The following is a 22,544-nucleotide window of genomic DNA, read 5'->3' on the forward strand; positions in this document are numbered from 1 at the left end:
GGGCGCGCCGTGCACCGCGGCGGTGCGCCCCGTTCACTGCGATGTTCACTGCGATCGACCAACGGAGGTCGACACGATGCACCTACGCACGAGACCGACCGGGGCCACCAGGGCGCGCCTGGCGATGGCGCTCGCGGCGCTGTTCGCGCTGCTGGCCGCGGCTCTGACCGGCACCCACGGCGCGGCGGCGGCCACGCCGGTCGCCGGCGGCGCCCCGGCCCGCCCGGCGGCGCCCGCCTCCCCGGACCCGTCCCTGACCGACCACCAGCTCACGTACGCGGCAGGGCCCCTGGACAACCCCGACAAGGGCCTGGCCGTGTACTACAACGCGGGCAGCGACCAGAACGCCGGCTACCCGCACAGCCTGACCTGGAGCTACTTCCCGCTGAACGCGGTGATGACCGACGCGGGCGACTGCACCAAGCTGGACTGGTCGCCGGTGGAGAAGATGCTCAACGAGACGGCGTCGTACGGGAACACCGCCGCGATCCGCTTCTACCTGGACTACCCCGACGGCAACCCGACCAACGGCATGCCCGCGTGCTGGAACGGCAAGGTGCCGACCAACAACGACACGTACTGGAACACCCAGAGCCCGGACTACAACAACGCGTACCTGCTCAGCTCGCTCCAGACGTTCATCGCGGCGTTCGGCGCCAAGTACGACGGCGACCCGCGGATCGGCTTCATCCAGATGGGCCTGATCGGCTACTGGGGCGAGTGGCACACCTGGCCGGAGAACGGCACCGGCGGCTACGCGGACTTCATGGCCACCGACGCCAACGCCGCGCTGATCGTCAAGGCGTACGCGAACGCGTTCCACACCACCAAGATCGAGGTCCGCTACCCGACGTCGGGCGGCGGCGCCGCGAACGACCTCGACGTCGGCTACCACGACGACTCGTTCTGCTACCGCGAGGGCAGCCCGCTGGCGGGCATCACCCTGCCGCAGTCCATGGGCGGGGCGGACTACTCGCAGCTCCAGTACGCCCTGAACGAGGGCGTGGAGAACAAGTGGATCACCGACTCCATGGGCGGTGAGGTGCGCCCGGAGATCCAGGGCTCGGTCTTCGGCACCTGGGGCACCGGCGCCAGCGGCGACAACGACGACATCAAGGCGTGCATCGAGATGGAGCACACCACCTGGAAGCTCGACCAGGGCAGCACGTCCTACAGCGCGAGCGACGCCGACGTGGGGGCCGCGGTCCGCGAGATGGGCTACGACTTCACCGTGCCGGACGCGTACTACGACAACTCCGTGTCGGGCACCACGAAGATCGGCGTGAAGATCTCCAACGACGGGGTGGCGCCCATCTACCACCCCTGGACCGTACGGCTGGGCCTGAAGGACTCCTCGGGGAACGTCGTCAAGACTTGGGACACCTCCTGGGACCTGACGAAGGTCATGCCGCTGAAGATCCGGGCCTACCCGGACTGGAACAAGGGCAGCGACCCGACGTACCTGGACTACGGCTACCCGGAGTACTTCGACACCAGCGTGGACACCTCGTCCGTGGCCGCCGGCTCGTACCAGCTGGTGATGGACGTGGTGAACCCGCTGTCCGCGGTGAGTTCGGCCGCCAAGCCGCTGCGGTTCGCCAACGCCACCCAGAACGCCGACGGCTGGCTCGGGCTCGGCTCGATCGCCGTGGGCTCCGGCTCCACCGGCGGCAACGGCGGCGCCACCTCGTACGAGGCGGAGGCCGCCGGCAACACCCTGGCCGGCGGCGCGACCGTCGCCGACTGCACCGGCTGCTCCGGCGGCCGCAAGGTCGGATACGTCGGCAACGGCGCCACGCTGACGTTCAACGGCGTGGCCGGCGGCAGCGGCGGTGCCACCAAGGTGACCGTCGCCTACACCAGCGCCGTCGCCCGTACCTTCCAGGTCAGCGCCAACGGCGGCACCCCGGTGAGCGTCACTGTCACCCCGACCGCCGACTGGCAGACCACGGCGACCGCCACCGCGACCCTGAACCTGGCCGCGGGCAGCGCCAACACCGTCACCATCGCCAATCCCGGCGACTGGGCACCCGACATCGACCGCATCACCGTCGGCTGACCGGCCGGGGCGCCGGCCGCGGTCCCTGACGCGGACCGCATGGCCGGCGCCCCGCGCGGCGTACCCTGAATGCCGCCTTTCCCACCGCACCGCTTTCGCACCGCACCGCTTTCGCACCACACCGCTTTCGCACCGCACAGCTTTCCCACCGCACCACGACCACGCCACACACCGACGACACAGCCGGAGGAGGACGGGAGCATGACCGACATCGTGCTGACCGGCGCGGGCAACGTGAAGATGACCCGGCGCATCCTGTCCGACCTGTTCCTCGTCCCCGCCCTGGCCGGGACGCTGCGCATCCGGCTGCACGACATCGACCCCGACCGGCTGGACACCGCGCTCACCCTGGCCCGGCAGCTGGACGCGGAGGCCGGCGCCGGCGCCGTGATCGAGACGTACACCGACCGCCGGGCCGCGCTGTACGGCGCCGACCACGTGGTCTGCCAGCTCAACGTCGACAGCTACGACACCGCGCTGCGGGACTTCGAGATCCCTGCCCGGCACGGGCTGCGCCAGACCATCGCCGACACCATCGGCATCGGCGGGATCTTCCGCGGGCTGCGCACCATCCCGGTCATGGTGGGCCTGGCCCAGGACATGGCCGAGCAGTGCCCCGACGCCTGGCTGCTGAGCTACACCGACCCGCTGGTGATGACGCTGTGGGCGCTGCGCGAGGTCACCGGCATGACCCGGGTGGTCGGCCTGTGCCACGCCGTGCGCGACACCCACGCCTACCTCGCCGACGTGGTCGGCCGCGACTTCGAGGACCTCACCTTCCAGACCGCGGGCCTGACCCACCAGGCGTTCGTGCTGCGCTTCGAGGCCGGCGGCCGGTCGCTCTACCCGGAGCTGGAGGCCGCCGTGCGCGCCGACCCGAAGCTGGGCCGGCATGTGCGGATGGAGATGTGGCGCCGGTTCGGCTACTTCCCCACCGAGTCCAGCGAGCACGCGGCCGAGTACGTCCCCTGGTTCCTGCGCCACGACGAGGAGGTGGCCCGGCTGGGCATCCCCGTCGGCGAGGAGCTGGGGCGGCTGGGCCAGCGGCTGCACGCGTACGAGGAGATCCGCCGCGGGCTGGCCCAGGGCCGGCCGATGCTGACGCGCTGGCAGGACCCGGAGATCGCCTCCGAGGTGCTGCGCGCGCTGATCACCGGCGAGCCGCGCCGGGTGAACCTGACGCTCCCCAACGAGGGGCTGATCCCCGCGCTGCCGGCCGAGTGCTTCGTCGAGGTGCCCGCCGACGTCGACGCCACCGGGATCACGGCCGCGCCGATCGACCGCTACCCCGCGCAACTGGCCGCCCTCAACCGGGCCTACGTCAACGTCGCCGAACTGACCGTGCGCGCCGCGCTGGACGGCGAGCCCCGCCATGTGCGGCACGCTGCGATGCTGGACCCGAACACCGCGGCGACGCTCCCGCTCGCCGCGATCGCACAGCTCTGCGACGAGATGACCGAAGCACACCGCGACCTGCTGCCTGCCGGTCTCGCGGACCGGAAGGGCCAGGCGTGACGAACAACCATGAGCCGATGCCGGCCGAGGTCCGCCGTGAGCGGATGCTCACGCTGGTCCAGGAGCAGGACTTCGTACGGATCGCGGCCCTCGCCGAGGCGTTCGGCGTCTCGGTGGTCACCGTCCGCGGCGACCTGGACGCCCTGGAGGAGCACGGCCTGATCCGCCGGGTGCGCGGCGGCGCCCGGGCCGCGCCGCTGGAGAGCGGCAACGAGCCGTCCTACGAGCAGTCGCTGGGCTCGGCCGCGCTGGAGAAGGCCGCGATCGCCAAGGCGGCGGCGCGGCAGGTCGGCAGCGGCCAGTCCATCGTGGTGGACGCCGGCACCACCACGACGTTCTTCGCCCGCGAGCTGGTCGCGCGCCGCGACCTGACCGACCTGATGGTGTTCACCAACAGCACCAGCGTCGCCCACCAGCTCGAACCGGCCATCCCGCGCTTCACGGTGGTGCTGTCCGGGGGGACGCTGCGCCCGTTGCAGCGGTCGCTGGTCGACCCGATGGGCGGGCGCATCCTGGAGCACATCCACGCCGACACCGCGTTCCTGTCGTGCAGCGGCATCCACCCCGACACCGGTGTCACCAACATCAACATCCAGGAAGCCGAGATGAAGGTCAGGATGCTGCGGGCCACCACCCGGCACATCCTGCTCGCCGACTCCACGAAGCTCGGCCGCACCGATCTCGCGCCGGTCTGCCCGCTCAGCGACCTGGACCTGCTGATCGTCGGCGACAACGCGACCGAGGCGCAGCTGGCCCGGCTGCGGGAGTACGGACTGACGGTGGAGCTGGGCGAGTTGACGGACTGAGCGGGGCGGGCCGCCGGGGCAGGGGCCGAGGCCGGGGACACCCGGGGCGGGGCCCGGCAGGCGTCAACCCGCCCGCGGTCAGCGGTCCTCGTGGGTGATGGCGGCGACCGGGACGTCGAGCACGCGCGCGCAGCGCAGGATCGTCTCGTCGCTGGCACCGGCCAACCCGCGCTCCAGCCGGGAGAGATGGCCCCGGTCCAGGCCGGTCAGGGCCTGCATCCGCCGAAGGCTCATCTTCCGAGCAGTGCGAAGTGCCCTGATTGCCGCGCCGTTCGGTCTCACGTCTCGAAAGTATCCGCCCGCCACCCCGCCCGCAAGCCAAGCAGATCAAAAATAAGAGCCTTAAGAGCTTTGGCATGGGACTCGGGTACATTCGCACGAGCTTCCGTGCCACCATCTCGCGCAACCAATGGGCGAGTTCCGGCCGTATCGGCCGCAGGTCGAGGGCTCGGAAGATGGCTGCGTGGTTGCGTGCAGTGCGGCATGATGTGGGCCATGGACGGAGATTGGTTGCGGCTGGGCGGTGTCATCCGGGCAGCACGCAAGCGCAAGGGACTCAGCCAGGTACGTCTCGGGGACTCGATCGGCGTGAAGCGGACCGTCATCCAGACGATCGAGCGCGGGCACGAGTTCCAGAGCGTCACGGCGACCCTGCGCGACATCGAACGCATTCTGGAGTGGGGCCAGGGCTCGATCGAGCACATCCTCGACGGCGGCGAGCCGCTGCCCCCGGACTCCCCCAACAACCGCTACTACACCCGGCACGTCCGGCCGGAGGCCGGCGGCGAGCTGCCGGTGCGGATCTCCCGCGCGCTCGCCGAGGGCGTCACCCTGGACACCGCGATCGTGGCGCTGTCGCCCAACACCGAGATGGTCGTGGTGGTCAAGGGCAAGCCGGACGCCACCCACGACCAGATCGAGGCGGCCCTCGCGGCGTGGGAGAAGCGCGGCGGACACCTGGACCGGCTGCGGGAGATCGCCGACGGCGGGGAGGGCTGACTCCCAGGCGCCCGCACCCCTGCCGAGCCCGCCGCCCGGCGCGCACGTCGTAGCCTGGCAGTGCGCAACGGGCGGGCCCGACCGGGAAACCGCCCGGTCAGGACGGCAGAAGCGGGGAGTCACCATGGCGCGCAGGCCGGGCCGCCGGGCACCCGCGGCACCCCTGGAGCAGCGCGAGGGCATCGACCCGGTCCGGGTACGGCTGCCGGGGCCCGGCGCGGCGGACGGCGCCACGGGGCAGCGGCGAGGCCAGGAGCAGCCGCCCTGGACGACCGTCGGCGGCTACCTGCTGGCCCGCTACGGGCCCGCGGTCGGCCGGGAGCGGATCGAGGCGATGCTCGCGGCGGGCGCCTTCGTCACCGCGGACGGCCCGGTGCGTTCCGGCACCCCGTACGTGCCCGGCGCCTTCGTGTGGTTCCACCGCGACCGGCCGCCGGAGCCCGCGGTGCCCTTCCCGGTCGAGGTGCTCCACCGCGACGAGCGGATCGTGGTCGCGGACAAGCCGCACTTCCTGGCCACCACCCCGCGCGGCAGCCATGTCACCGAGACCGCGCTCGCCCGGCTGCGCCGCGACCTCGGCCTGCCCGACCTCACGCCCGCGCACCGGCTCGACCGGCTGACCGCGGGCGTGGTGCTGTTCGTCGTACGCCCCGAGGACCGCGGCGCCTACCAGACGCTCTTCCGGGACCGCCGCACCCGCAAGGAGTACGAGGCGGTCGCGCCGTACGACCCGGCGGTCGCGCTGCCCGCCACGGTCCGCAGCCGCATCGTCAAAGAACGCGGGGAGATGGCGGCGCGGGAGGTGCCGGGACCGGAGAACGCGGTGAGCACCGTGGAGCTGGCCGAGCACCGCGGCGGGCTCGGCCGCTACCGGCTGCGGCCCCTGACCGGCCGCACCCACCAGCTGCGCGTGCACATGCACGCGTTGGGCCTGCCTTTGCTCAACGACCCGATCTACCCCGCGGTGCTGCCCGAGGACCCGGCCGACCCGTATGCGCGGCCGCTGCAACTGCTCGCGCGCACCCTGGAGTTCACCGACCCCCGGACCGGGCGCGAGCTGCGCTTCGACAGCGCGCGCCGGCTGGCCGCGTGGCCGCCCGCGGACAGCTGAGCGGCGCCGCGCCGGGCGGTGGGCGGCGCCGCCGGTACGGTCCGGCTCAGGCCGCCCGCGGGTCCGGCTGGAGCACCGCGAAGAACGCCCCCTCGGGGTCCCTGAGCAGCGCGATCCGGCCGATGCCGGCGACGTATGTGCTGGGCATCAGCACCGTCGCGCCGTGCGAGGAGGCGGCGGCCACCACCCCGTCGGTGTCGGAGACGCCGAAGTACGGCTGCCAGTAGCACAGGCCGTCCGGCAGTTGCTCGGTGGTGAGCTGCATGATGCCGCCGTGCGAACCGGCCTGTCCGCCGCCGGAGCGGGCGACCACCGTGTAGACGCCCGTGTTGCCGGCCAGCGGCATGTCCGTGGTCTCCCAGTCGAAGACGGTGCGGTAGAAGCCCGTGGCCTGCGCCGCGTCCGTCGTGTAGAGCTCGGCCCAGCACAGGCCGCCCGCGCCGGTGCGGTCCAGGCCCTTGACGGCGCCCGGCTCGTAGGCCGCGAACTCGGCGCCGGACGGGTCGCAGTAACCGGCGATGCGGGTCCCCCCGCCGATGTCCAGCGGGGCGAACCGCACGCTGCCGCCCGCCTCCTCGACGGCCTTGGTGGTCGCGTCGGCGTCGGCGGTCTCGAAGTAGAGCGTCCAGGCGGAGGCGGCGCCCTCGTCGGTGATCGGGCCGAGGCCGGCGACGCTCTGACCGTCGAGCTCGAACACGCCGTACCCGCCCGCGTCGGGGCCGGCCGGCCGGAACTCCCAGCCCAGCAGCGCGCGGTAGAACGCGGCGGCGCGCAAGGTGTCGCGGCTGCCGAGGTCGATCCAGCTCGGTGCGCCGGGCACGTAGTCGTTGGTGAGCATGGTGCGGTCCTCCGTGGGCGTGGTCGTGGGCCTCAACGTATGCGTGAAGGTATGCCCGCGCACTGTGGTCCGCGCCACCGGCCGGGCCCGCGGGAAGCTCGTACGGAATGCGCCGGGTGTCCGGTTCCGTGGGATATGCAGCCGATCCGGCCGCTGTGTACTCCCTCACACTCAGCATCGCACCCTGCGCGGGCGTGCGCCGTTCGTGCCAGGTCACGGCAGGGCGGACGGTTTCGCGCCGGCGCGCACCGGGTACGCCCGGTGGTCAATCGGTTCGGCATTGTCAGTGGCGCGGTCTAGGGTGGATCACATGTTTGGGGGCACTCTCGATCAGGCGAACGCCGCGCTGCGCGCTTACGTGCAGGCGCACGGCGACCGGCCGTGGACGGCCGAGCAGCTCGCGGAGCTGGCGCGGCTGCGCGCCCAGTGGACGGCCGCGGCGCGCGGCGTCCGGCTGGAGATACGTCCGGTGTCCGGTCCGGTCTCCGGCGCCGCGGTGGTCACCGCGGCTTGAAGCGAGACTCCGCGCGCGGACACGTGCGCGGGCACGCGGTCCGGCTCAGAGGTGCGCGAGGGCGTGCGGGGGGCGCAGGGCGTCGGTACCGGGAGCGGGCTCGGCGGTGTCGCTGCCGAGTCCGGTGATCCGGTTGCCGGCGTCGACATGGACCACGGCCGGGCGTAGCGCGCGGGCCTCGGCGTCCTCGACCTGCGCGTAGCTGATGAGGATCACCAGGTCGCCGGGGTGCACCAGATGGGCGGCGGCACCGTTGATGCCGATGACGCCCGAGCCGCGCTCGCCCTCGATCACATAGGTCTCCAGCCGGGCGCCGTTGGTGATGTCCACGATGTGCACGAGCTCGCCCGGCAGCAGGTCCGCGGCGTCCATCAGATCGGCGTCCACGGTCACCGAACCCACGTAGTGCAGATCCGCCTGGGTCACGGTGGCCCGGTGGATCTTGGACTTGAACATGGTGCGCAGCACGACGTCGCCTCCTGGCGGGTGAGTGGGTCGCGTTCCCTGGCGGGATACGCGCCGTCGCCTCCAGGGTAGGGCCGCCCGCGGCGGACCCGGCCGGGGGGCCGGGCGGAGTGCCGAAGATCTCAGTACCCGACCCGGGCCGCACCAGCCGCTGGGAATACCCCTAGGGGGTATAAGGTTGACGGTGGTGGGGACGGACGATCCGCCCACCGGGCCGCGCGCGACAGACCGCGGCCGCACCTGCGGTACGTGTGACGCGTACCCGTGGAGGAGGAGCACAGCATGAGCGAGGCCGTCTACTCGGTGTCCGGGATGAGCTGCGGGCACTGCGAGTCCGCGGTGAGCAAGGAGGTCGGCGCGATCCCCGGTGTCACCTCCGCGACCGCCGTGGCGAGCAGCGGCCTGCTGACGATCGCGTCCGAGCGGCCGCTCGACGACGAGGCGGTGCGCGCGGCCGTGGACGAGGCGGGCTACGAACTGGTCGGCCGCGCCTGAGCGGACGGCACCACCGGCGGCCGGCCCCGCGCCGGGAGCACCGGCAGCACCGGGAGCGCCGGAAGCGCCGCACGGGCCGGCCGGACGACGAGCCGAGGAGCAGCAGGGAGCGAACAGTGGCAACCAGCACGGCACACCCGCACAGCGGACCCGCGCAGAACCGGGTGGAGTTGGCGATCGGCGGCATGACCTGCGCGTCCTGCGCCGCCCGGATCGAGAAGAAACTCAACCGGATGGACGGGGTCACCGCCAGCGTCAACTACGCGACCGAGAAGGCCAGGGTCGAGTACGCGGGCGGTGTGGCGGTGGACGACCTCATCGCGACGGTCGAGGCCACCGGGTACACCGCCGAACTGCCGCCGCCCCCTGCCGCCCCGGCGCCCACGGCCGGTCCCCGCGCCGCGGACGGCGGCGACCCGGCCGCCGCCCCCGGCGCCGAGCTCACCACGCTGCGCCAGCGGCTGACCACCGCGGTCGTCCTCGGCCTGCCGGTGGTCCTGCTGTCGATGGTGCCCGCGTGGCAGTTCACCAACTGGCAGTGGCTCGCGCTGACCCTCGCCTCGCCCGTGGTGGTGTACGCGGGCTGGCCCTTCCACCGCGCCGCGCTCACCAACGCCCGGCACGGCGCCGCCACGATGGACACCCTGGTGTCGGTCGGCACCCTCGCGGCCTACGGCTGGTCGCTGTGGGCGCTGTTCTTCGGTACGGCCGGCCACCCCGGCATGAGCCACCCCTTCGCGTTCACCGTCTCCCGCGGCGACGGCGGCAGCCAGATCTACCTGGAGGCGGCCGCCGGGGTCACCGCCTTCCTGCTCGCCGGACGCTACTTCGAGGCCCGCGCCAAGCGCCGCGCCGGTGCCGCCCTGCGCGCGCTGCTCGAACTCGGCGCGAAGGACGTGGCGGTGCTCCGCGACGGTGCCGAGGTCCGGCTGCCGATCGGCGAGTTGGCGGTCGGGGACCGCTTCGTGGTGCGGCCGGGCGAGAAGGTCGCCACCGACGGGGTGGTGCGCGAGGGCGGCTCCGCCATCGACGCCTCGCTGCTGACGGGCGAGTCCGTGCCGGTCGAGGTCGGCCCGGGCGACCCGGTGGCCGGCGCGACGGTGAACGCGGGCGGCCGGATCGTGGTGGAGGCCGTCCGCGTCGGCGCCGACACCCAACTCGCCCGGATGGGCCGGCTGGTGGCGGACGCGCAGAGCGGGAAGGCCGCGGCGCAGCGGCTCGCCGACCGGATCTCCGCGGTGTTCGTGCCCGCGGTGATCGTGCTGGCGCTCGGCACGCTCGCGGTCTGGTTCGCACTCGGCGAGGGGGCGACGGCGGCGTTCACCGCGGCGGTCGCCGTGCTGATCATCGCCTGCCCGTGCGCGCTCGGCCTGGCCACGCCCACCGCGCTGCTCGTCGGCACCGGGCGCGGCGCCCAACTCGGCATCCTCATCAAGGGCCCCGAGGTGCTGGAGTCCACCCGGGCGGTCGACACGGTGGTGCTCGACAAGACCGGCACGGTCACCAGCGGCGCGATGGCGCTGACCGGCGTCCATGTCGCGGCCGGTGAGGACGAGGAGGCGGTGCTGCGGCTGGCCGGCGCCCTGGAGCACGCCTCGGAGCACCCGGTCGCCCGCGCGGTCGCGGCCGGTGCCGCCGAGCGGCTCGGCGCCCTGCCGGCCGTCGCGGACTTCGCCAACGTGCCGGGGCTCGGCGTGCAGGGCGTCGTCGACGGTCACGCCGTACTCGTGGGCCGCGCACGGCTGCTGCGCGCGTGGGCGCAGGAACTGCCGGCGGAGCTGGCCGCGGCCTCGTCCGCTGCGGAGGAGGGCGGCGCCACCGCGGTCGCCGTCGGCTGGGACGGGCGCGCCAGGGCGGTGCTCACCATCGCCGACACGGTCAGGCCCAGCAGCCAGGAGGCGGTCGGCCGGCTGCGCGCACTCGGCCTGCGGCCGGTGCTGCTGACCGGGGACAACGCCCGGGTCGCGCACACCGTGGCCGCGCAGGTGGGGATCGCCGCGGCGGACGTCCACGCGGAGGTGCTGCCCGAGGAGAAGGCGGCCGTCGTACGGCGGTTGCAGGAGCAGGGCCGGGTGGTGGCGATGGTCGGCGACGGTGTCAACGACGCGGCCGCGCTCGCGCAGGCGGACCTCGGACTGGCGATGGGCACCGGCACCGACGCCGCCATCGAGGCGGGCGACCTGACCCTGGTACGGGGCGACCTGCGGGTGGCGGCGGACGCGATCCGGCTGGCGCGGCGCACCCTGGCCACCATCAAGGCGAACCTGTTCTGGGCGTTCGCCTACAACCTCGCGGCGATCCCGCTGGCCGCGGCCGGGCTGCTGGACCCGATGATCGCGGGGGCGGCGATGGCCTTCTCGTCGGTCTTCGTGGTGGCCAACAGCCTGCGGCTGCGCCGGTTCAGGCCGCTCGGCTGAGCGGGGGCGGCCCGGTCGGCCGTATCGGCCGTATCGGCCGTATCGGCCGTGCGCGAACGGCCCGTTGACGTGCGACGTCCCCCGTCCCGCCGGTGACTGCCGGCGGGGCGGGGGACGTTCGCGCGGGCGCTGCTCAGAAGTGGGTGAGCTTCGCGCCGAAGCCGGGCTCCGACAGGTCGCTGCCGAGCGCCACCGGCACCGTCGTACGGGCCGCGCCGGTTCCCAGGCTGAGCGTGCCCACCTCGGTGCCGGCCGCGGCGTGGTGCGGCACACCGCCGTCGGCCGCGGTGAGCGTCAGCTCCTGCTTCATGCCCGCCCAGCCGATCGCGGTGAGGTCCTTGGTGGTGACGATCGGCGTGCTGCCGCCGAGTCCGTCGTCCACGGTGCCGACGACCGTGCCCTTCTTGACCACCGTCGCCGAGCCGAGGCCGCCCTGCACGGACTCGATCAGCGCCTGGCTGCGGGTGAGCGCGGTCTGGAGGCTGTCGTCCACCGTGGTGCCGCCGCGCTGCTGGAGCACCACGCCCAGCACCAACTGCTGCTTGCCGTCGACCGTCTTGTGCGCCGCCCACATCAGCGCGCCCCCGGCCGGGGTGCTGGAGCCGGTCTTGATGCCGACCACGCCGACCTTCACCAGGTCGTTGTTGTTGTTGTAGATGCGGCCGACACCGGGGATGTCCACGTTCGGCAGCGCGACCACCGAGCGGAACACGTCGTTCTTCATCACCTCGCGGGCCAGCTTGAGCTGGTCGACCGAGGTACTGACCGTGGTCTCCTCGATGCCGCTGGCGCCGGTGTACGTGGTCTGCGCCATGCCCAGCCGCTTGGCCGTCGCGGTCATCTTCGCGACGAACGCCTCCTGCGTGCCGGCGTCCCAACGGGCCAGCAGACGGGCGATGTTGTTGCCCGACGGGATGAGCAGCAGTTGCAGCATCCGCCGTTCGTCGAAGCGCTGCCCCTCCTTGACCGGCGCCGTCGACTGGTCGTCGGAACCGGCCTCCTTCGCCGCCTGGGCGTCGACCGTGATCGTCGGCCCGCCCTGACTGCCGCTCAGCGGGTGGTCGTGCAGGATCACGTACGCCGTCATCACCTTGGTGAGGCTGGCGATCGGCACGGGCGTCTGCTTGCCGTGCACCCCGAGCGAGCCCAGCCCCTCCACCTCGGCGACGGACTGGCCCTCGGACGGCCACGGCATGGTCCGGGTCAGCGGAGTGCCGGAGAAGGTGAACGTCGGGGAGGCGGTCAGCGTCAGGTGCGGCGACGGCAGCGGGCGCACCGCCTGGACCACCACGAAGACGACCGCGAGCAGCACGACCAGCGGCGTCCAGATCTTGAACCGGCGCAGCACCGTGCGCAGCGGGGTCTCCGGCGGCGGCGGGGTGTTGGTCAGTTCGGCGAGCAGTTTCAGCGGCTGCTTGTCGGGCGGCAGCGGCAGCGGCATGCGGCGGGTGCCCTGGGGTCCCTCCGGCTCGCGGACGGTGGCGCCGTCGGAGGCACCGCCCTCGTCCGCGGGCTGCCCGGCCGGTTTCGCGGCCGGCTCGGCGGCCGGTGCGTCGGCCGGCTTCCCGGCGGGCTTGGCGGGCACGGCAGGAGGCAGCGGCGGGGGCGGCGGAGCGGCCTGTGCGCGCGTCGGACGGCCGGGGGCGCCGAAGACCACCGTGGAGTCCCCGGAGGGCCTCTGACGGCCGCCCTGGGGGCCCTCGGGCCACTCCGCGGGGATGTCCGAGACGAGGGGCTTCACGGTCGGGCCGGGACGCTTCGGGGCGTCCTCGTCGGCGGACGGGCTTTCACCGTCCTGGGCGCCGTCCTTCCGGGAGCTCTCGGCGTCCGTTCGGGTGGCAGGGCGGGCCTCGGCATCGGCATCCGCACTCGCATCGGAGTCCGCGGCGGACTCCGTGGCGGGCTCGGGCGCGGTGCCGGCGGGGGGCTCCTCGGCAGCGGCGTCAGCGGCGCCGTCCGCGTCGGCGGAACCGCCCTCGTCCTCGGCAGCGGCAGCAGCGGCAGCAGCGGTCTCGTCCGCACCGCTCTCCGCGGTCGCGGCCTCGGCGTCCTCATCCGCCTCCGCGTCCGATGAACCGTCCTCCTCGCCGCGGGCGTCTTCGGAGGTGTCCTCCCCGACGACCCCGTCCGCCGATTCGTCGGCAGCCCCGTCCGCAGCCCCGTCCGCGGCCTCGCCCGGTTCCGCCTCCGGTTCGCCCGAACCGGGCCCAACCCCATCCGACCCGCCCGTACCGGAAGTCCCGGCAGCCTCCCCGGCCCCTTCATTCCGGTCACGATTCGGTTCCGTTTTCCCGTGCTTCTCCTGTGCCGTACGGGGCGCAGGAGGCGCGGCGGGGGGAGCAGGATCGGTCACGGTGTCCACGTCGGCTACGTCATCTGTCGTAGCCGCGGCGCCCGTCGGCGTACGTCCGGACGCCCGATCCGCCGACGCCGCGGGCCCGCTGTCGGCGTCGGGGTGCGGACGGGGCTCCGATCCGGCGTCCTCGATGTCGTCCTGCGTGTGCGCACCTGGGGTATCGGCCTCACCCTCCGCGGCCGGGCGCCCCGCGCCGCCCTCGGCCACCCGGGCCTCCGCAGCCTCCGGAGGCAGTCGGAACACCGCCAGCCTCGGATCTTTGGCCGGGCGGATACCCGGCTCCCCCGACGTCTCGTGCTGCTGCTCCCTGCCGGGGGCGTCGCCCGCCACGCAGACCTCCTCCACACATCGTGATGACTCATGCACACACTCGGGCAAAAACGCGCAGACCTTGTGCCCTTAGCGGTCTTGGACTACACAGGCAAGTGTCCCGCGAGAAGGACGCGGTCCGTCTGCGACACCCCATCCCCCCCGTAGACGAGAACGACATACCACCCGGTTCCCGTCGATATGGAAAAGGCACTCTCGACAGGCCCGTGTGAGAGGCGTCACCCTGTCATTCATCCACGCGGGGAGGCATGGATGGGCAAGAGCCGCAGAACAATTCCGGAAGAGCTGTTGCTGCTCGCCCTGGACCCGACCACCGGGACCACGGCGCAGCCGCAGTCGCTCGACCTCGGCCTCGCCGGGGCCCAGCTCGTCGAGCTGGCCCTGGCCGGACGGATAGCCCCTGACGGGGATCGTATAGCCGTGGTGCACCCACGGCCGACAGGAGATCCGACTCTGGACTCCGCGCTCGAACTGCTGCGACGCCGTGGCAGTCCGGTGCGGGCCGTCCACTGGATCGGCGGGCCCCGGCTGGGGTTGCGCCAGACGTATCTCGCACACCTGGAGCGGTGCGGCATGGTGCACGCCGTACCGGGTCAGATGTGCGGGGTGCTGCCGACCACGCGGTACCAGGCGACCGACAGCGCGGTCAGCCGGGAGATCAGGGCCCGGCTGGACAACGCGATCCGCACCGGCGTACCGCCGGACCCGCGGACCGCCGCGCTCGCCGCGCTCGCCCATGCCGTGGGCCTCGGCAAGCACCTGTACCCGGGCAACGAGGGCCGGTCGTCGCGATCGCGCCTGCGTGACCTGATCAGGTACGACCCGATGGGCGGTCTCGTGGCGCACGCCGTCATGGACGTGCAGAACGGGGTGGCGGCACAGCCCAAGCGGCCGCCGGCCCAGGCACAGCGCTCCGCGGGGCACAGCGGGATGGCACGGGCCGGAGCCCGGTGATCCGACCGGCAACGGGCCGACAGCATATGTCGTTCACACGACACAGAGTACACAACTTGTCGCTACCCGTGCACATCGCGGGGTGACATGGCGCGCGGGGTGGCGGCGTTCCGGAGGAGTTCCGGTTCCGCCACCGCCCCGTGCGCCGCCGTGTCCGCGCCAAGTAGCGTGCCATGACTGCAAGGTTGTCCGTCCATTCGCCAGCGCGGTGATGACCGGTGGTGGCAGGCTGCTGACCATCAGTACGGTTCAGCGTGGAGGTGCAGTCCCTGTGGTCGCGAACGTGAACCCCACCGTCAGGCGCCGCCGGCTGGGGTCGGAGCTGCGCAAGCTCCGCGAGCAGAAGGGGATGACGGCCGAGGAGGTCGCGGCCCGGCTGCTGGTCTCCCAGTCGAAGATCAGCAGACTCGAGAACGGCCGCCGCAGCATCAGCCAGCGCGACGTGCGCGACCTGTGCGGCGTCTACGGCGTCGAGGACGTGCGGATCGTCGACTCGCTGATGCAGATGGCCAAGGAGTCCCGGCAGCAGGGCTGGTGGCATGCCTTCGGCGACATCCCGTACAGCGTCTACATCGGGCTGGAGACCGAGGCGGCGAGCCTGCGGGTCTTCGAACCCCAGGTGGTGCCGGGCCTGTTGCAGACGCCCGCGTACGCCGCCGCGATGATCGCGGGGAACCTGCCCGAGGCGTCCGGCGAGCAGGTCGAGAAGCGGGTGAGCGTGCGGATGCGCCGCCAGGAGCGGATCACCGACCCGGAGGCGCCGCTGCGGATGTGGGCGGTGATCGACGAGGCCGCGCTGTGCCGCCGGGTGGGCGACGACCATGTGATGCACGAACAGCTGCTCCGGCTGGTCGAGTTCAGCCACCTGCCGCACGTCACCGTGCAGGTACTGCCGTTCGACGCGGGCGCGCACCCGGGGTTGAGCGGGCAGTTCGCGGTCCTGGAGTTCACCGACACCACGGACGCGACCGTGGTGTACCTGGAGGGCGTCAACAGCGACCTGTACCTGGAGAAGGACACCGACGTCCAGGCGTACAGCGTGATGTACGAGCATCTGCGGGCGCAGGCGCTGAGCGCCGAGCTGACCCGGGCCTTCATCACCGAGGCGGCCGCGCGCTACGCATGACGGCGAGGTGGTGGGGAGGCAGAATACGCCCTTGCCCAGTCACTGCGGAACCTTTGCCGGGGATATGCCATCCGGATGGGTGAACGCCCCCTCCTCTGGCCGAAGTTGACCGGTAGCGTCGAAGACGTCAGTCAGTGGCGTGGCTACCGCGCCGTCCTCACCAGTACAGACCGGAGCAGAGATGGCTATCAAGCTGGGCAGCACCCCCGCCTGGATCAAGTCCTCGCGTTCGACGGGCAACGGCGCTTGCGTCGAGGTCAAGTCGCCCGCCGTGGAAGCCGTGGTGGTCCGTGACTCGAAGGACCCGCAGGGTCCGGTGCTCACCTTCTCCCCGCAGGAGTGGACGTCCTTCGTCGCCGACGTGGACGGCGGAGCGTTCGACCTGCGCTGACGCCGTCCGCGCAAGCGTCGCTCACACCGCAGAGGGGCCCTCTCGACTGGCCGCCGTCCTGGCCGAGAGGGCTCGCTCCATGTGCGGCAGGTCACTTCGCGGCGGGCGTACCGAACTCGCCGAACCCCCCTGACTCCGCGGGCCGTTCGGCGGTCTCCGCCGCACCCTCGGCGTCCACCTTCGCGATGAGCGCGTCCCGCTCCGGGGTGTCCTCCGGCTTGATCCAGCCGATCACCACGAACAGCACCAGCGAGACCGCGACCGGGCCGGCGATCTGGTACTGCAGCGGCACCCCGCCCGACACCGCGTCGTTGACCGGGTAGTTGAGCAAGTAGAAGGCGAACAGGCCCAGCGCCCAGCTGGTGAGCGCCGCGGTGGGGCCGGACCTGCGGAAGCGTGCCATCAGGCCCAGCATGAACGGGATGGCGATCGGCCCGACCAGCCCGGCCACCCACTTGATCACCACGGTGATGATGTCCTTGAAGGTGGGCGAGTTCACCTGCGTCGCCACCGCCATGGACAGCCCGAGGAAGACCAGCGTGGTGGTGCGCGCCGCGATCAGGCCGATCCGGTCGCTCCAGGTACGGGCTCCCTTGGCGACCGCGGGTGCGATGTCCCGGGTGATCACCGCGGAGATCGCGTTGGCGTCCGAGGAGCACATCGCCATGGTGTGCGAGAAGAACCCGACCACCACCAGGCCCAGCAGGCCGTGCGGCAGCAGCCGTTCACTCAGCAGCGCGTAGGAGTCGGACGCGTCGGCCTTGTTCGCGTGCACCAGCAGGGGCGCGACCCACATCGGGAAGAAGAGCACCAGCGGCCAGACCAGCCACAGCGCCGAGGAGAGCATCGCCGAGCGCGTGGCCGCGCGGGCGGAGGGCGTCGCCATGTAGCGCTGCGCCTGGTTCCACATCCCGCCGTTGTACTCGAAGGTCTTGATGAACAGGTACGCGAGCAGGAAGACGGTCGTGTACGGGCCGGCGGTGGGGTGGCCGTGGTGGTGCAGCTCGGGCTCGTCCCAGACGTTCCAGACGCCGCTGATCCCGCCGATGTGCCGCAGCGTGGCGACCAGCATGGCCAGCCCGGCGATCAACTGGATGACGAACTGCCCCAGTTCGGTGAGCGCGTCGGCCCACAGGCCGCCGACCGTGCAGTAGACCGCGGTGATCGCGCCGGTGATCACGATGCCCTGGGTGATCGTGATGCCGGTGAAGACCGACAGCAGGGTGGCGATCGCGGCCCACTTGGCGCCGACGTCCACGATCTTCAGCAGCACCCCGGACCAGGCCAGCGCCTGCTGGGTGGTGAGGTTGTACCGGTCCTTCAGGTACTCCAGCGGCGAGGCGACGTGCAGCCGGGAGCGCATCCGGTTCAGCCGCGGCGCGAAGAGCTTGGCGCCCAGGCCCACCCCGATCGCGATCGGGAAGGCCCAGGTGGCGTAGGACGTGAAGCCGTACTGGTAGGAGATGCCCGCGTAGCCGGTGAACATCACCGCGCTGTAGCCGGACATGTGGTGCGAGATGCCGGACAGCCACCAGGGCATCCGGCCGCCGGCCGTGAAGTAGTCGCCGACGTCGTCGACGCGATTGTGGGACCACAGGCCGATCGCCACCATCACGCCGAAGTACGCGATGAGAACGGTCCAGTCGAGACTGTTCATGTCCCCTCCCGGGGGTCCGCCTGGTGAACGTGAGGCACTTCGCCGTACCGCTCGCTCGGGCGGGTCGCCCCCTTGCGGGAGTGGGGACTTCGGGGATTGAACCCTTGCTGCGGCGAACCGGTCAAGGGCTCCGTCGTTCACGAACCTGAACCCAGGTCAGAAAGCCGAACGATTTTACCTCTTCTTTGCCCAACTTGGCATTGTGACGACCCGTCTGCCGAACCGACGATGAGCGGGCACTTCGCCGGACGTCCGCATTCCCGCGCCCCGGCGGCGCGGCACGACGGAACGGCCGCCCGGAACGCGGGAGTTCCGGGCGGCCGCAAGGGAGGGAGAGCACGGGCGCGGTGCCGTGGCACGGCCCCGCGCGGCGCGTCAGGCGGGTGTGCGGAACACCTCGGCCAGCCGCGCGAGACCCTCGGCGATCTGCGCCGGGGTGTGGGTGGTGAACGACATCCGCAGCGCCCCCGGGTCCGGGTCGGCGGCGAAGAACGGCGCGCCGGGCACGTAGGCGACGTCGTGGCCGACCGCGACGCGCAGCAGCGCGGTGGCGTCGTGGCCGCCGGGCAGCCGCACCCACACGAACATGCCGCCCTCGGGGCGGTTCCAGGCCGAGCCGGCCGGCAGCGCGTCCGGCAGCCCGGCCAGCAGCGCGTCGCGCCGCGTACGGTAGGCCGCGCGCACCCGGTCGAGGTGCGCGTCCAGGTCGTTGTCGGCGAGGTAGCGGGCCACCGCCGCCTGGTCGACGGTCGAGGTGTGCAGGTCGGCCGCCTGCTTGGCGATCACGCAGGCCCGGCGGAATCCGGCCGGGGCGCGCAGCCAGCCCAGCCGCAGCCCGGGCGCCATCACCTTGGAGAAGCTGCCCAGCAGCACGGTGCGGTCGGCCGCGGCCTCGTACGACGCGATCTGCGGCTGGTGCGCGCCCTCGAAGCGCAGCTCGCCGTAGGGGTCGTCCTCGGCGATCCACAGCCCGTGCCGCGCCGCGGTCCCGGCGACCGCGCGGCGGCGGTCGGCGGGGAGCGTACGGCCGGTGGGGTTCTGGAAGTTGGGCACCAGGTAGAGCAGCTTGGGCCGCTCGCGCACGACCAGCTCCTCCAGCGCGTCGGGCAGCACCCCGTCGGCGTCGGTGGGCACCGGGACCACGCGGGCACCGGCGAAGCCGAAGCACTGGAGTGCGGCGAGGTAGGTCGGGTTCTCCACCAGCACGGTGTCGCCCGGCTCCAGCAGGGCGGTGGCGATCAGGCTCAGCCCCTGCTGCGACCCGCCGGTCACCAGCAGCTCGTCGGGGTCGGTCGGCAGTCCGCGCCGGGCCAGGCGTGCCGCGATCGCGCCGCGCAGCGCCGGGTCGCCCTCGCTGGTGGAGTACTGGAGCACCGTGCCGGGGCACTCGGCGAGCACCCGGTCGTACGCCCGGCGCAGCCCCTCGGCGTCGAACAGCTCGGGCGCGGGCAGCCCGCCGGCGAAGGAGATCACCTCCGGGCGCGCGGTCAGCGCGAGGATCTCGCGTACCGGCGACGCACCCACCGAGCGTGCGCGGCCGGCGAGTTCGGGGAGTGCTCCGCGGAGGCTGGTCGTCATGGCGTGCAGCCTACGAAGAATCGTTGTGGTGTCCAGGTACTTTCCACGATGCGGGCGGTGGGCCCGGACGGCGGCCGCGGGCGCGACAGGCGGGGTGGCAGGGGCGGCGGGGGCGACTGGGGCGGACCGGGAGCACCGGAGGCAACGGGGGCCGTCAGGACGGCCGGAGGGCGGTCAGGAGGCGGGGTAGCGGTCCAGCCAGGCCGGGCTGGCGCCCGCGGGGCCGTGCAGCGCCGGGGACTGGGTCATCTCCATGGCGAAGTCGTCGGCGAGTTGGAGGATCGTGGCCCGTCCCTCCAGCTCCGCCGTCCAGGCCGGCGGCAGTGCGGTCTCGCCGTGCTGGACGCCCAGCAGGTTGCCGCAGATCGACCCGGTGGAGTCGCTGTCGCCGGAGTGGTTGACGGCCAGCAGCAGCCCGTGCCGGACGTCCTCGGCGACCAGCGCGCAGTACACCCCGATCGCGAGCGCCTCCTCGGCCGTCCAGCCCTCGCCCAGCGCCTCGACGCGCTGCGGGGACGGCATGCCCTGCCGCACCGCGCCCAGGGCGCCCTGGAGGGCGTCGGTGGTCTCCTGGTGGCCGGGGCGGGTGCCCAGCAGGGCGAGGGCGTGCTGCACGGAGCCGTCCAGCGCCTCGCCGCGGGCCAGGCCGTGCACGATCACCGCGAAGGCGCCCGAGGCGAGCTGCCCGGTGGGGTGGCCGTGGGTCTGGGCGGCGCACTCGACCGCGAGCTGGAAGACGAGTTGCGGCTCCCAGCCGACCAGCAGGCCGAACGGCGCCGAGCGCATCACCGCACCGCACCCCTTGGAGCCGGGGTTCTTCGGCTCCTCCAGGGTGCCCATCCGGTCGTCGGACAGGCCGCTGAGGCAGGCACCGCCGGGCGCGCGGCGCGCGTACAGCCACTCCTCGCGGGCCAGCCAGCCGCTGTCCCGGCGGCGCTCGTCGGGGCCCCACTCGTTCTGGGTGGCCGCCCAGCGCAGGTAGGCGCGGTGGATGTCGGTCGGCGGGTGCCAGGCGCCGGTGTCCCGGCGGACCTGCGCGCGGATCAGGCCCTCGACGGTGAACAGCGACATCTGGGTGTCGTCGGTGATCGCGCCGCGCCTGCCGTACGCGGGGACGTAGTCGGTGACCCCGTCGGCGCCGTGGCTGTCGAGGATGGCGTCGAGCGACTCGAACTCCACGCCGGCGCCCAGCGCGTCGCCGATCGCGCCACCGAGCAGGCAGCCGCGTACCCGGCTGCGGAAGTCCTGTTGCTGCGCGCGTCCCCAGACAGCGGTCAAAGCGCTCTCCTTCGAACATCCCCCGATCCGATCCGTGCTGCGCCGCACGATATCCGACGAAACCGAGAGCGGAAGGGGGGCCGAGGGTAGGTGCGGGCTTGTCCGCGATGGGCCGTCTTTTCCGACGTTTTCCGGGGTTTGCGGTGATTCGGGGTGGGGGAGGTGAGGCGTGTGGGTTCGTTGGGGCGTGTGGCGGGCGGTCGGTGGAGGAGCCATGCGGGAGCTGTGCGGGGGCGGTGGAGCGGCGGTGAGCGGGCGGTGGAGAGCCGGTGAGGGCGGGGCGGGCGGCGCCCGGGTGCGCGGGTCGCCGCTCGTGTCCTGCTCAGTGCCTCGCCGGGGTCCTGCCGGTGTCCCTGACCGGGTCCCGCCGGTGTTCCGCCGGGCTCAGCTGCGGGCGGTGCTGAACACCCCGACGGCGTTGGCCACCGGGCGCTCCGCGACGCCCGAGGGGTTGTTGCGCACGATGGCGGCCGGGTCGCCGGGGCCGCGGGTGACCAGCGTGGTGGAGCCGCCCCCGTCGAGGTTGACCGCGTCGTCGGCGCCGGCCCGCCGCATCACCTCGGCGACCTCGGCGACGGTCAGGCCGGGGTCGGCGGCCGCGGTGCCGTCGAGGGCGAGCAGGTAGAGCGTGCGGCCGCCGGCACCGAAGCCCGCGGCGGTACGGACCGCGGCGGTCTTCGTGTCGAGCCCGGGCAGCGGGTCGCCGTCGCGCAGCACCGTGAAGCCGCCCACCGCGAAGGTGTAGGGCACATGGGAGGCGGCCGGGGCCAGGTGCTCGGCGACGTCCGCGCGGTCGCCGACGCGCAGCGCGCGCAGGGTGTCGGCGCCGGCGTCCCGCCCGACGAGCACGGTGCTGCCCGGGGCGATCGCGCCCTGCCCGGGGGTGTCGGCCGCAGCGGTCACCCGGCCGTGGCGGACGGTCACCTCGTAGGTGTCGGTGCTGCACGCCGCGGCGCGGGAGGTGTCGGAGCCGCAGACGGCGCGCTCGCGGGAGACGGTGCCCCAGCCGGCCGTGTACGCGCCGATGCCGCCCTCGGGCAGGGCGTACTGATTGAAGCCGCCGAGCGGGTAACTGCCGTGCGCGGTGCGGACGCTGCCGGCCAGGGTGAGCCGGTCCAGCCGGGCCCTGCGGTCCACCCCGACGCCGAGCACGTCCCGGGTGGTCCCGCCGGGCGGCATCGCCGGGCCGAAGCGCTGCGCGTCGGGCACCGCCGCCTTCAGCGCCCGGCCGCCGGAGATCTCCGGCCCGTCGGACGAACCGGTGGGGGCGACCCCCGCGTGCTCCTCGGTGATGTTGAAGAAGTCGCCGTTGACCGCGGCCACCGCCCGGGCGGAGTCGGCGAGTTGGGAGACCGGCGCGCGCTCGGCCACCGCACCCGGCGTCAGCAGGTCCACCCGCACCCGCGGGTCCGCCAGGTCGACGGTGAGCAGGTAGCCCGTCACGGCGCCCTTCCCGCCGTCCACCGAGAACTGGCCGTACGTCACCCCGCGCGCCACCTGCTCCACCCGGGAGTACGGCAGGCCGCCGCCTTGTGCGGCCGCCGCCGACGCTCCCGCCAGGCTGCCGGCTAGTGCGCCGAGCGCGGCGACCGCCGCGCCGCCGGCCCGCAGCCCGAGCCGCGCCTTCGTGTGTGCCCCTTGTGCCCCTGCGCGAC

At 73.1% G+C, this 22,544-nt stretch carries 19 protein-coding genes; 11 read left to right on the top strand and 8 right to left on the bottom strand.

Translation table 11 applies throughout. The features are described 5' to 3' along the window. Window positions 1-76 precede the first annotated feature (76 nt). The 3 genes from AC3EVP_RS18980 to AC3EVP_RS18990 all read left to right on the top strand — a co-directional run bounded on the left by AC3EVP_RS18980 (window position 77) and on the right by AC3EVP_RS18990 (window position 4,380). Complete coding sequence (locus AC3EVP_RS18980; protein ID WP_435131280.1) at window positions 77-2,059, top strand: DUF4832 domain-containing protein; 1,983 nt, start codon at window positions 77-79, stop codon at window positions 2,057-2,059. Window positions 2,060-2,260: 201 nt separating this feature from the next. Further along, window positions 2,261-3,574 (top strand): family 4 glycosyl hydrolase, encoded by a 1,314-nt coding sequence (locus AC3EVP_RS18985; protein WP_435131282.1) that lies wholly within the window; start codon window positions 2,261-2,263, stop codon window positions 3,572-3,574. Next, complete coding sequence (locus AC3EVP_RS18990; RefSeq protein ID WP_335970899.1) at window positions 3,571-4,380, top strand: DeoR/GlpR family DNA-binding transcription regulator; 810 nt, start codon at window positions 3,571-3,573, stop codon at window positions 4,378-4,380. Before AC3EVP_RS18985 ends, AC3EVP_RS18990 begins: the two co-directional genes overlap by 4 nt. A 78-nt stretch (window positions 4,381-4,458) precedes the next feature. Here AC3EVP_RS18990 and AC3EVP_RS18995 read toward each other — a convergent pair whose 3' ends face one another. Further along, a complete protein-coding gene (locus tag AC3EVP_RS18995; RefSeq protein ID WP_435131284.1) occupies window positions 4,459-4,686 on the bottom strand; it encodes a helix-turn-helix domain-containing protein in 228 nt (75 codons plus the stop codon). Between the two features lie 189 nt (window positions 4,687-4,875). Here AC3EVP_RS18995 and AC3EVP_RS19000 point away from each other — a divergent pair, with 189 nt between their 5' ends. Then, window positions 4,876-5,379 carry a helix-turn-helix transcriptional regulator gene (locus AC3EVP_RS19000; protein WP_335970896.1) on the top strand — a complete coding sequence of 168 codons (504 nt, stop codon included), beginning with the start codon at window positions 4,876-4,878 and terminating at the stop codon, window positions 5,377-5,379. Window positions 5,380-5,503: 124 nt separating this feature from the next. Beyond that, a complete protein-coding gene (locus tag AC3EVP_RS19005) occupies window positions 5,504-6,490 on the top strand; it encodes a pseudouridine synthase (protein WP_435131286.1) in 987 nt (328 codons plus the stop codon). Between the two features lie 46 nt (window positions 6,491-6,536). Here AC3EVP_RS19005 and AC3EVP_RS19010 read toward each other — a convergent pair whose 3' ends face one another. Then, the gene (locus AC3EVP_RS19010; RefSeq protein WP_435131288.1) at window positions 6,537-7,328 is read right to left on the bottom strand and encodes a VOC family protein; all 792 of its coding nucleotides are present in this window, start codon (window positions 7,326-7,328) and stop codon (window positions 6,537-6,539) included. 310 nt (window positions 7,329-7,638) lie between these two features. Here AC3EVP_RS19010 and AC3EVP_RS19015 point away from each other — a divergent pair, with 310 nt between their 5' ends. Further along, the gene (locus AC3EVP_RS19015; protein ID WP_335970890.1) at window positions 7,639-7,842 is read left to right on the top strand and encodes a hypothetical protein; all 204 of its coding nucleotides are present in this window, start codon (window positions 7,639-7,641) and stop codon (window positions 7,840-7,842) included. Window positions 7,843-7,887: 45 nt separating this feature from the next. On the opposite strand, the gene panD is transcribed toward AC3EVP_RS19015, so the two are convergent. Then, complete coding sequence (panD, locus tag AC3EVP_RS19020) at window positions 7,888-8,310, bottom strand: aspartate 1-decarboxylase (protein WP_435131290.1); 423 nt, start codon at window positions 8,308-8,310, stop codon at window positions 7,888-7,890. A gap of 279 nt (window positions 8,311-8,589) precedes the next feature. On the opposite strand from panD, the gene AC3EVP_RS19025 reads away from it, so the two are divergent. Together AC3EVP_RS19025 and AC3EVP_RS19030 are read left to right on the top strand one after the other, a co-directional pair. Continuing rightward, window positions 8,590-8,802 carry a heavy-metal-associated domain-containing protein gene (locus AC3EVP_RS19025; protein ID WP_335970887.1) on the top strand — a complete coding sequence of 71 codons (213 nt, stop codon included), beginning with the start codon at window positions 8,590-8,592 and terminating at the stop codon, window positions 8,800-8,802. A 185-nt stretch (window positions 8,803-8,987) separates the two neighbouring features. Next, window positions 8,988-11,219, top strand: a complete 2,232-nt coding sequence (locus tag AC3EVP_RS19030; protein ID WP_435131349.1) for a heavy metal translocating P-type ATPase — start codon at window positions 8,988-8,990, stop codon at window positions 11,217-11,219. A 133-nt stretch (window positions 11,220-11,352) separates the two neighbouring features. On the opposite strand, the gene AC3EVP_RS19035 is transcribed toward AC3EVP_RS19030, so the two are convergent. Then, entirely contained in the window at window positions 11,353-12,804 is a 1,452-nt protein-coding gene (locus tag AC3EVP_RS19035; RefSeq protein ID WP_435131292.1) for a D-alanyl-D-alanine carboxypeptidase family protein, read from the bottom strand. A 1,353-nt stretch (window positions 12,805-14,157) separates the two neighbouring features. Here AC3EVP_RS19035 and AC3EVP_RS19040 point away from each other — a divergent pair. The 3 genes from AC3EVP_RS19040 (at window position 14,158) to AC3EVP_RS19050 (ending at window position 16,376) form a co-directional block, all read left to right on the top strand. After that, the gene (locus tag AC3EVP_RS19040; protein ID WP_335970882.1) at window positions 14,158-14,859 is read left to right on the top strand and encodes a GOLPH3/VPS74 family protein; all 702 of its coding nucleotides are present in this window, start codon (window positions 14,158-14,160) and stop codon (window positions 14,857-14,859) included. A gap of 271 nt (window positions 14,860-15,130) precedes the next feature. Then, complete coding sequence (locus AC3EVP_RS19045; RefSeq protein ID WP_335970881.1) at window positions 15,131-15,985, top strand: helix-turn-helix domain-containing protein; 855 nt, start codon at window positions 15,131-15,133, stop codon at window positions 15,983-15,985. A gap of 181 nt (window positions 15,986-16,166) precedes the next feature. Further along, window positions 16,167-16,376 (top strand): DUF397 domain-containing protein, encoded by a 210-nt coding sequence (locus AC3EVP_RS19050; RefSeq protein WP_335970879.1) that lies wholly within the window; start codon window positions 16,167-16,169, stop codon window positions 16,374-16,376. 91 nt (window positions 16,377-16,467) lie between these two features. Here the strand turns inward: AC3EVP_RS19050 and AC3EVP_RS19055 are convergent, their stop codons facing one another. The 4 genes from AC3EVP_RS19055 to AC3EVP_RS19070 all read right to left on the bottom strand — a co-directional run bounded on the left by AC3EVP_RS19055 (window position 16,468) and on the right by AC3EVP_RS19070 (window position 22,500). Next, window positions 16,468-18,033, bottom strand: coding sequence for a sodium:solute symporter family protein (locus AC3EVP_RS19055; protein ID WP_435131294.1), 1,566 nt, complete (start codon window positions 18,031-18,033; stop codon window positions 16,468-16,470). 375 nt (window positions 18,034-18,408) lie between these two features. Beyond that, window positions 18,409-19,611 carry an aminotransferase-like domain-containing protein gene (locus AC3EVP_RS19060; protein ID WP_435131296.1) on the bottom strand — a complete coding sequence of 401 codons (1,203 nt, stop codon included), beginning with the start codon at window positions 19,609-19,611 and terminating at the stop codon, window positions 18,409-18,411. A gap of 174 nt (window positions 19,612-19,785) precedes the next feature. Beyond that, window positions 19,786-20,889, bottom strand: coding sequence for an ADP-ribosylglycohydrolase family protein (locus AC3EVP_RS19065; protein WP_335970873.1), 1,104 nt, complete (start codon window positions 20,887-20,889; stop codon window positions 19,786-19,788). A 384-nt stretch (window positions 20,890-21,273) separates the two neighbouring features. Beyond that, window positions 21,274-22,500, bottom strand: a complete 1,227-nt coding sequence (locus tag AC3EVP_RS19070) for a phosphodiester glycosidase family protein (RefSeq protein ID WP_435131351.1) — start codon at window positions 22,498-22,500, stop codon at window positions 21,274-21,276. Window positions 22,501-22,544: the final 44 nt, after the last annotated feature.

The sequence above is a fragment of the Actinacidiphila sp. bgisy144 genome, from assembly GCF_057708105.1.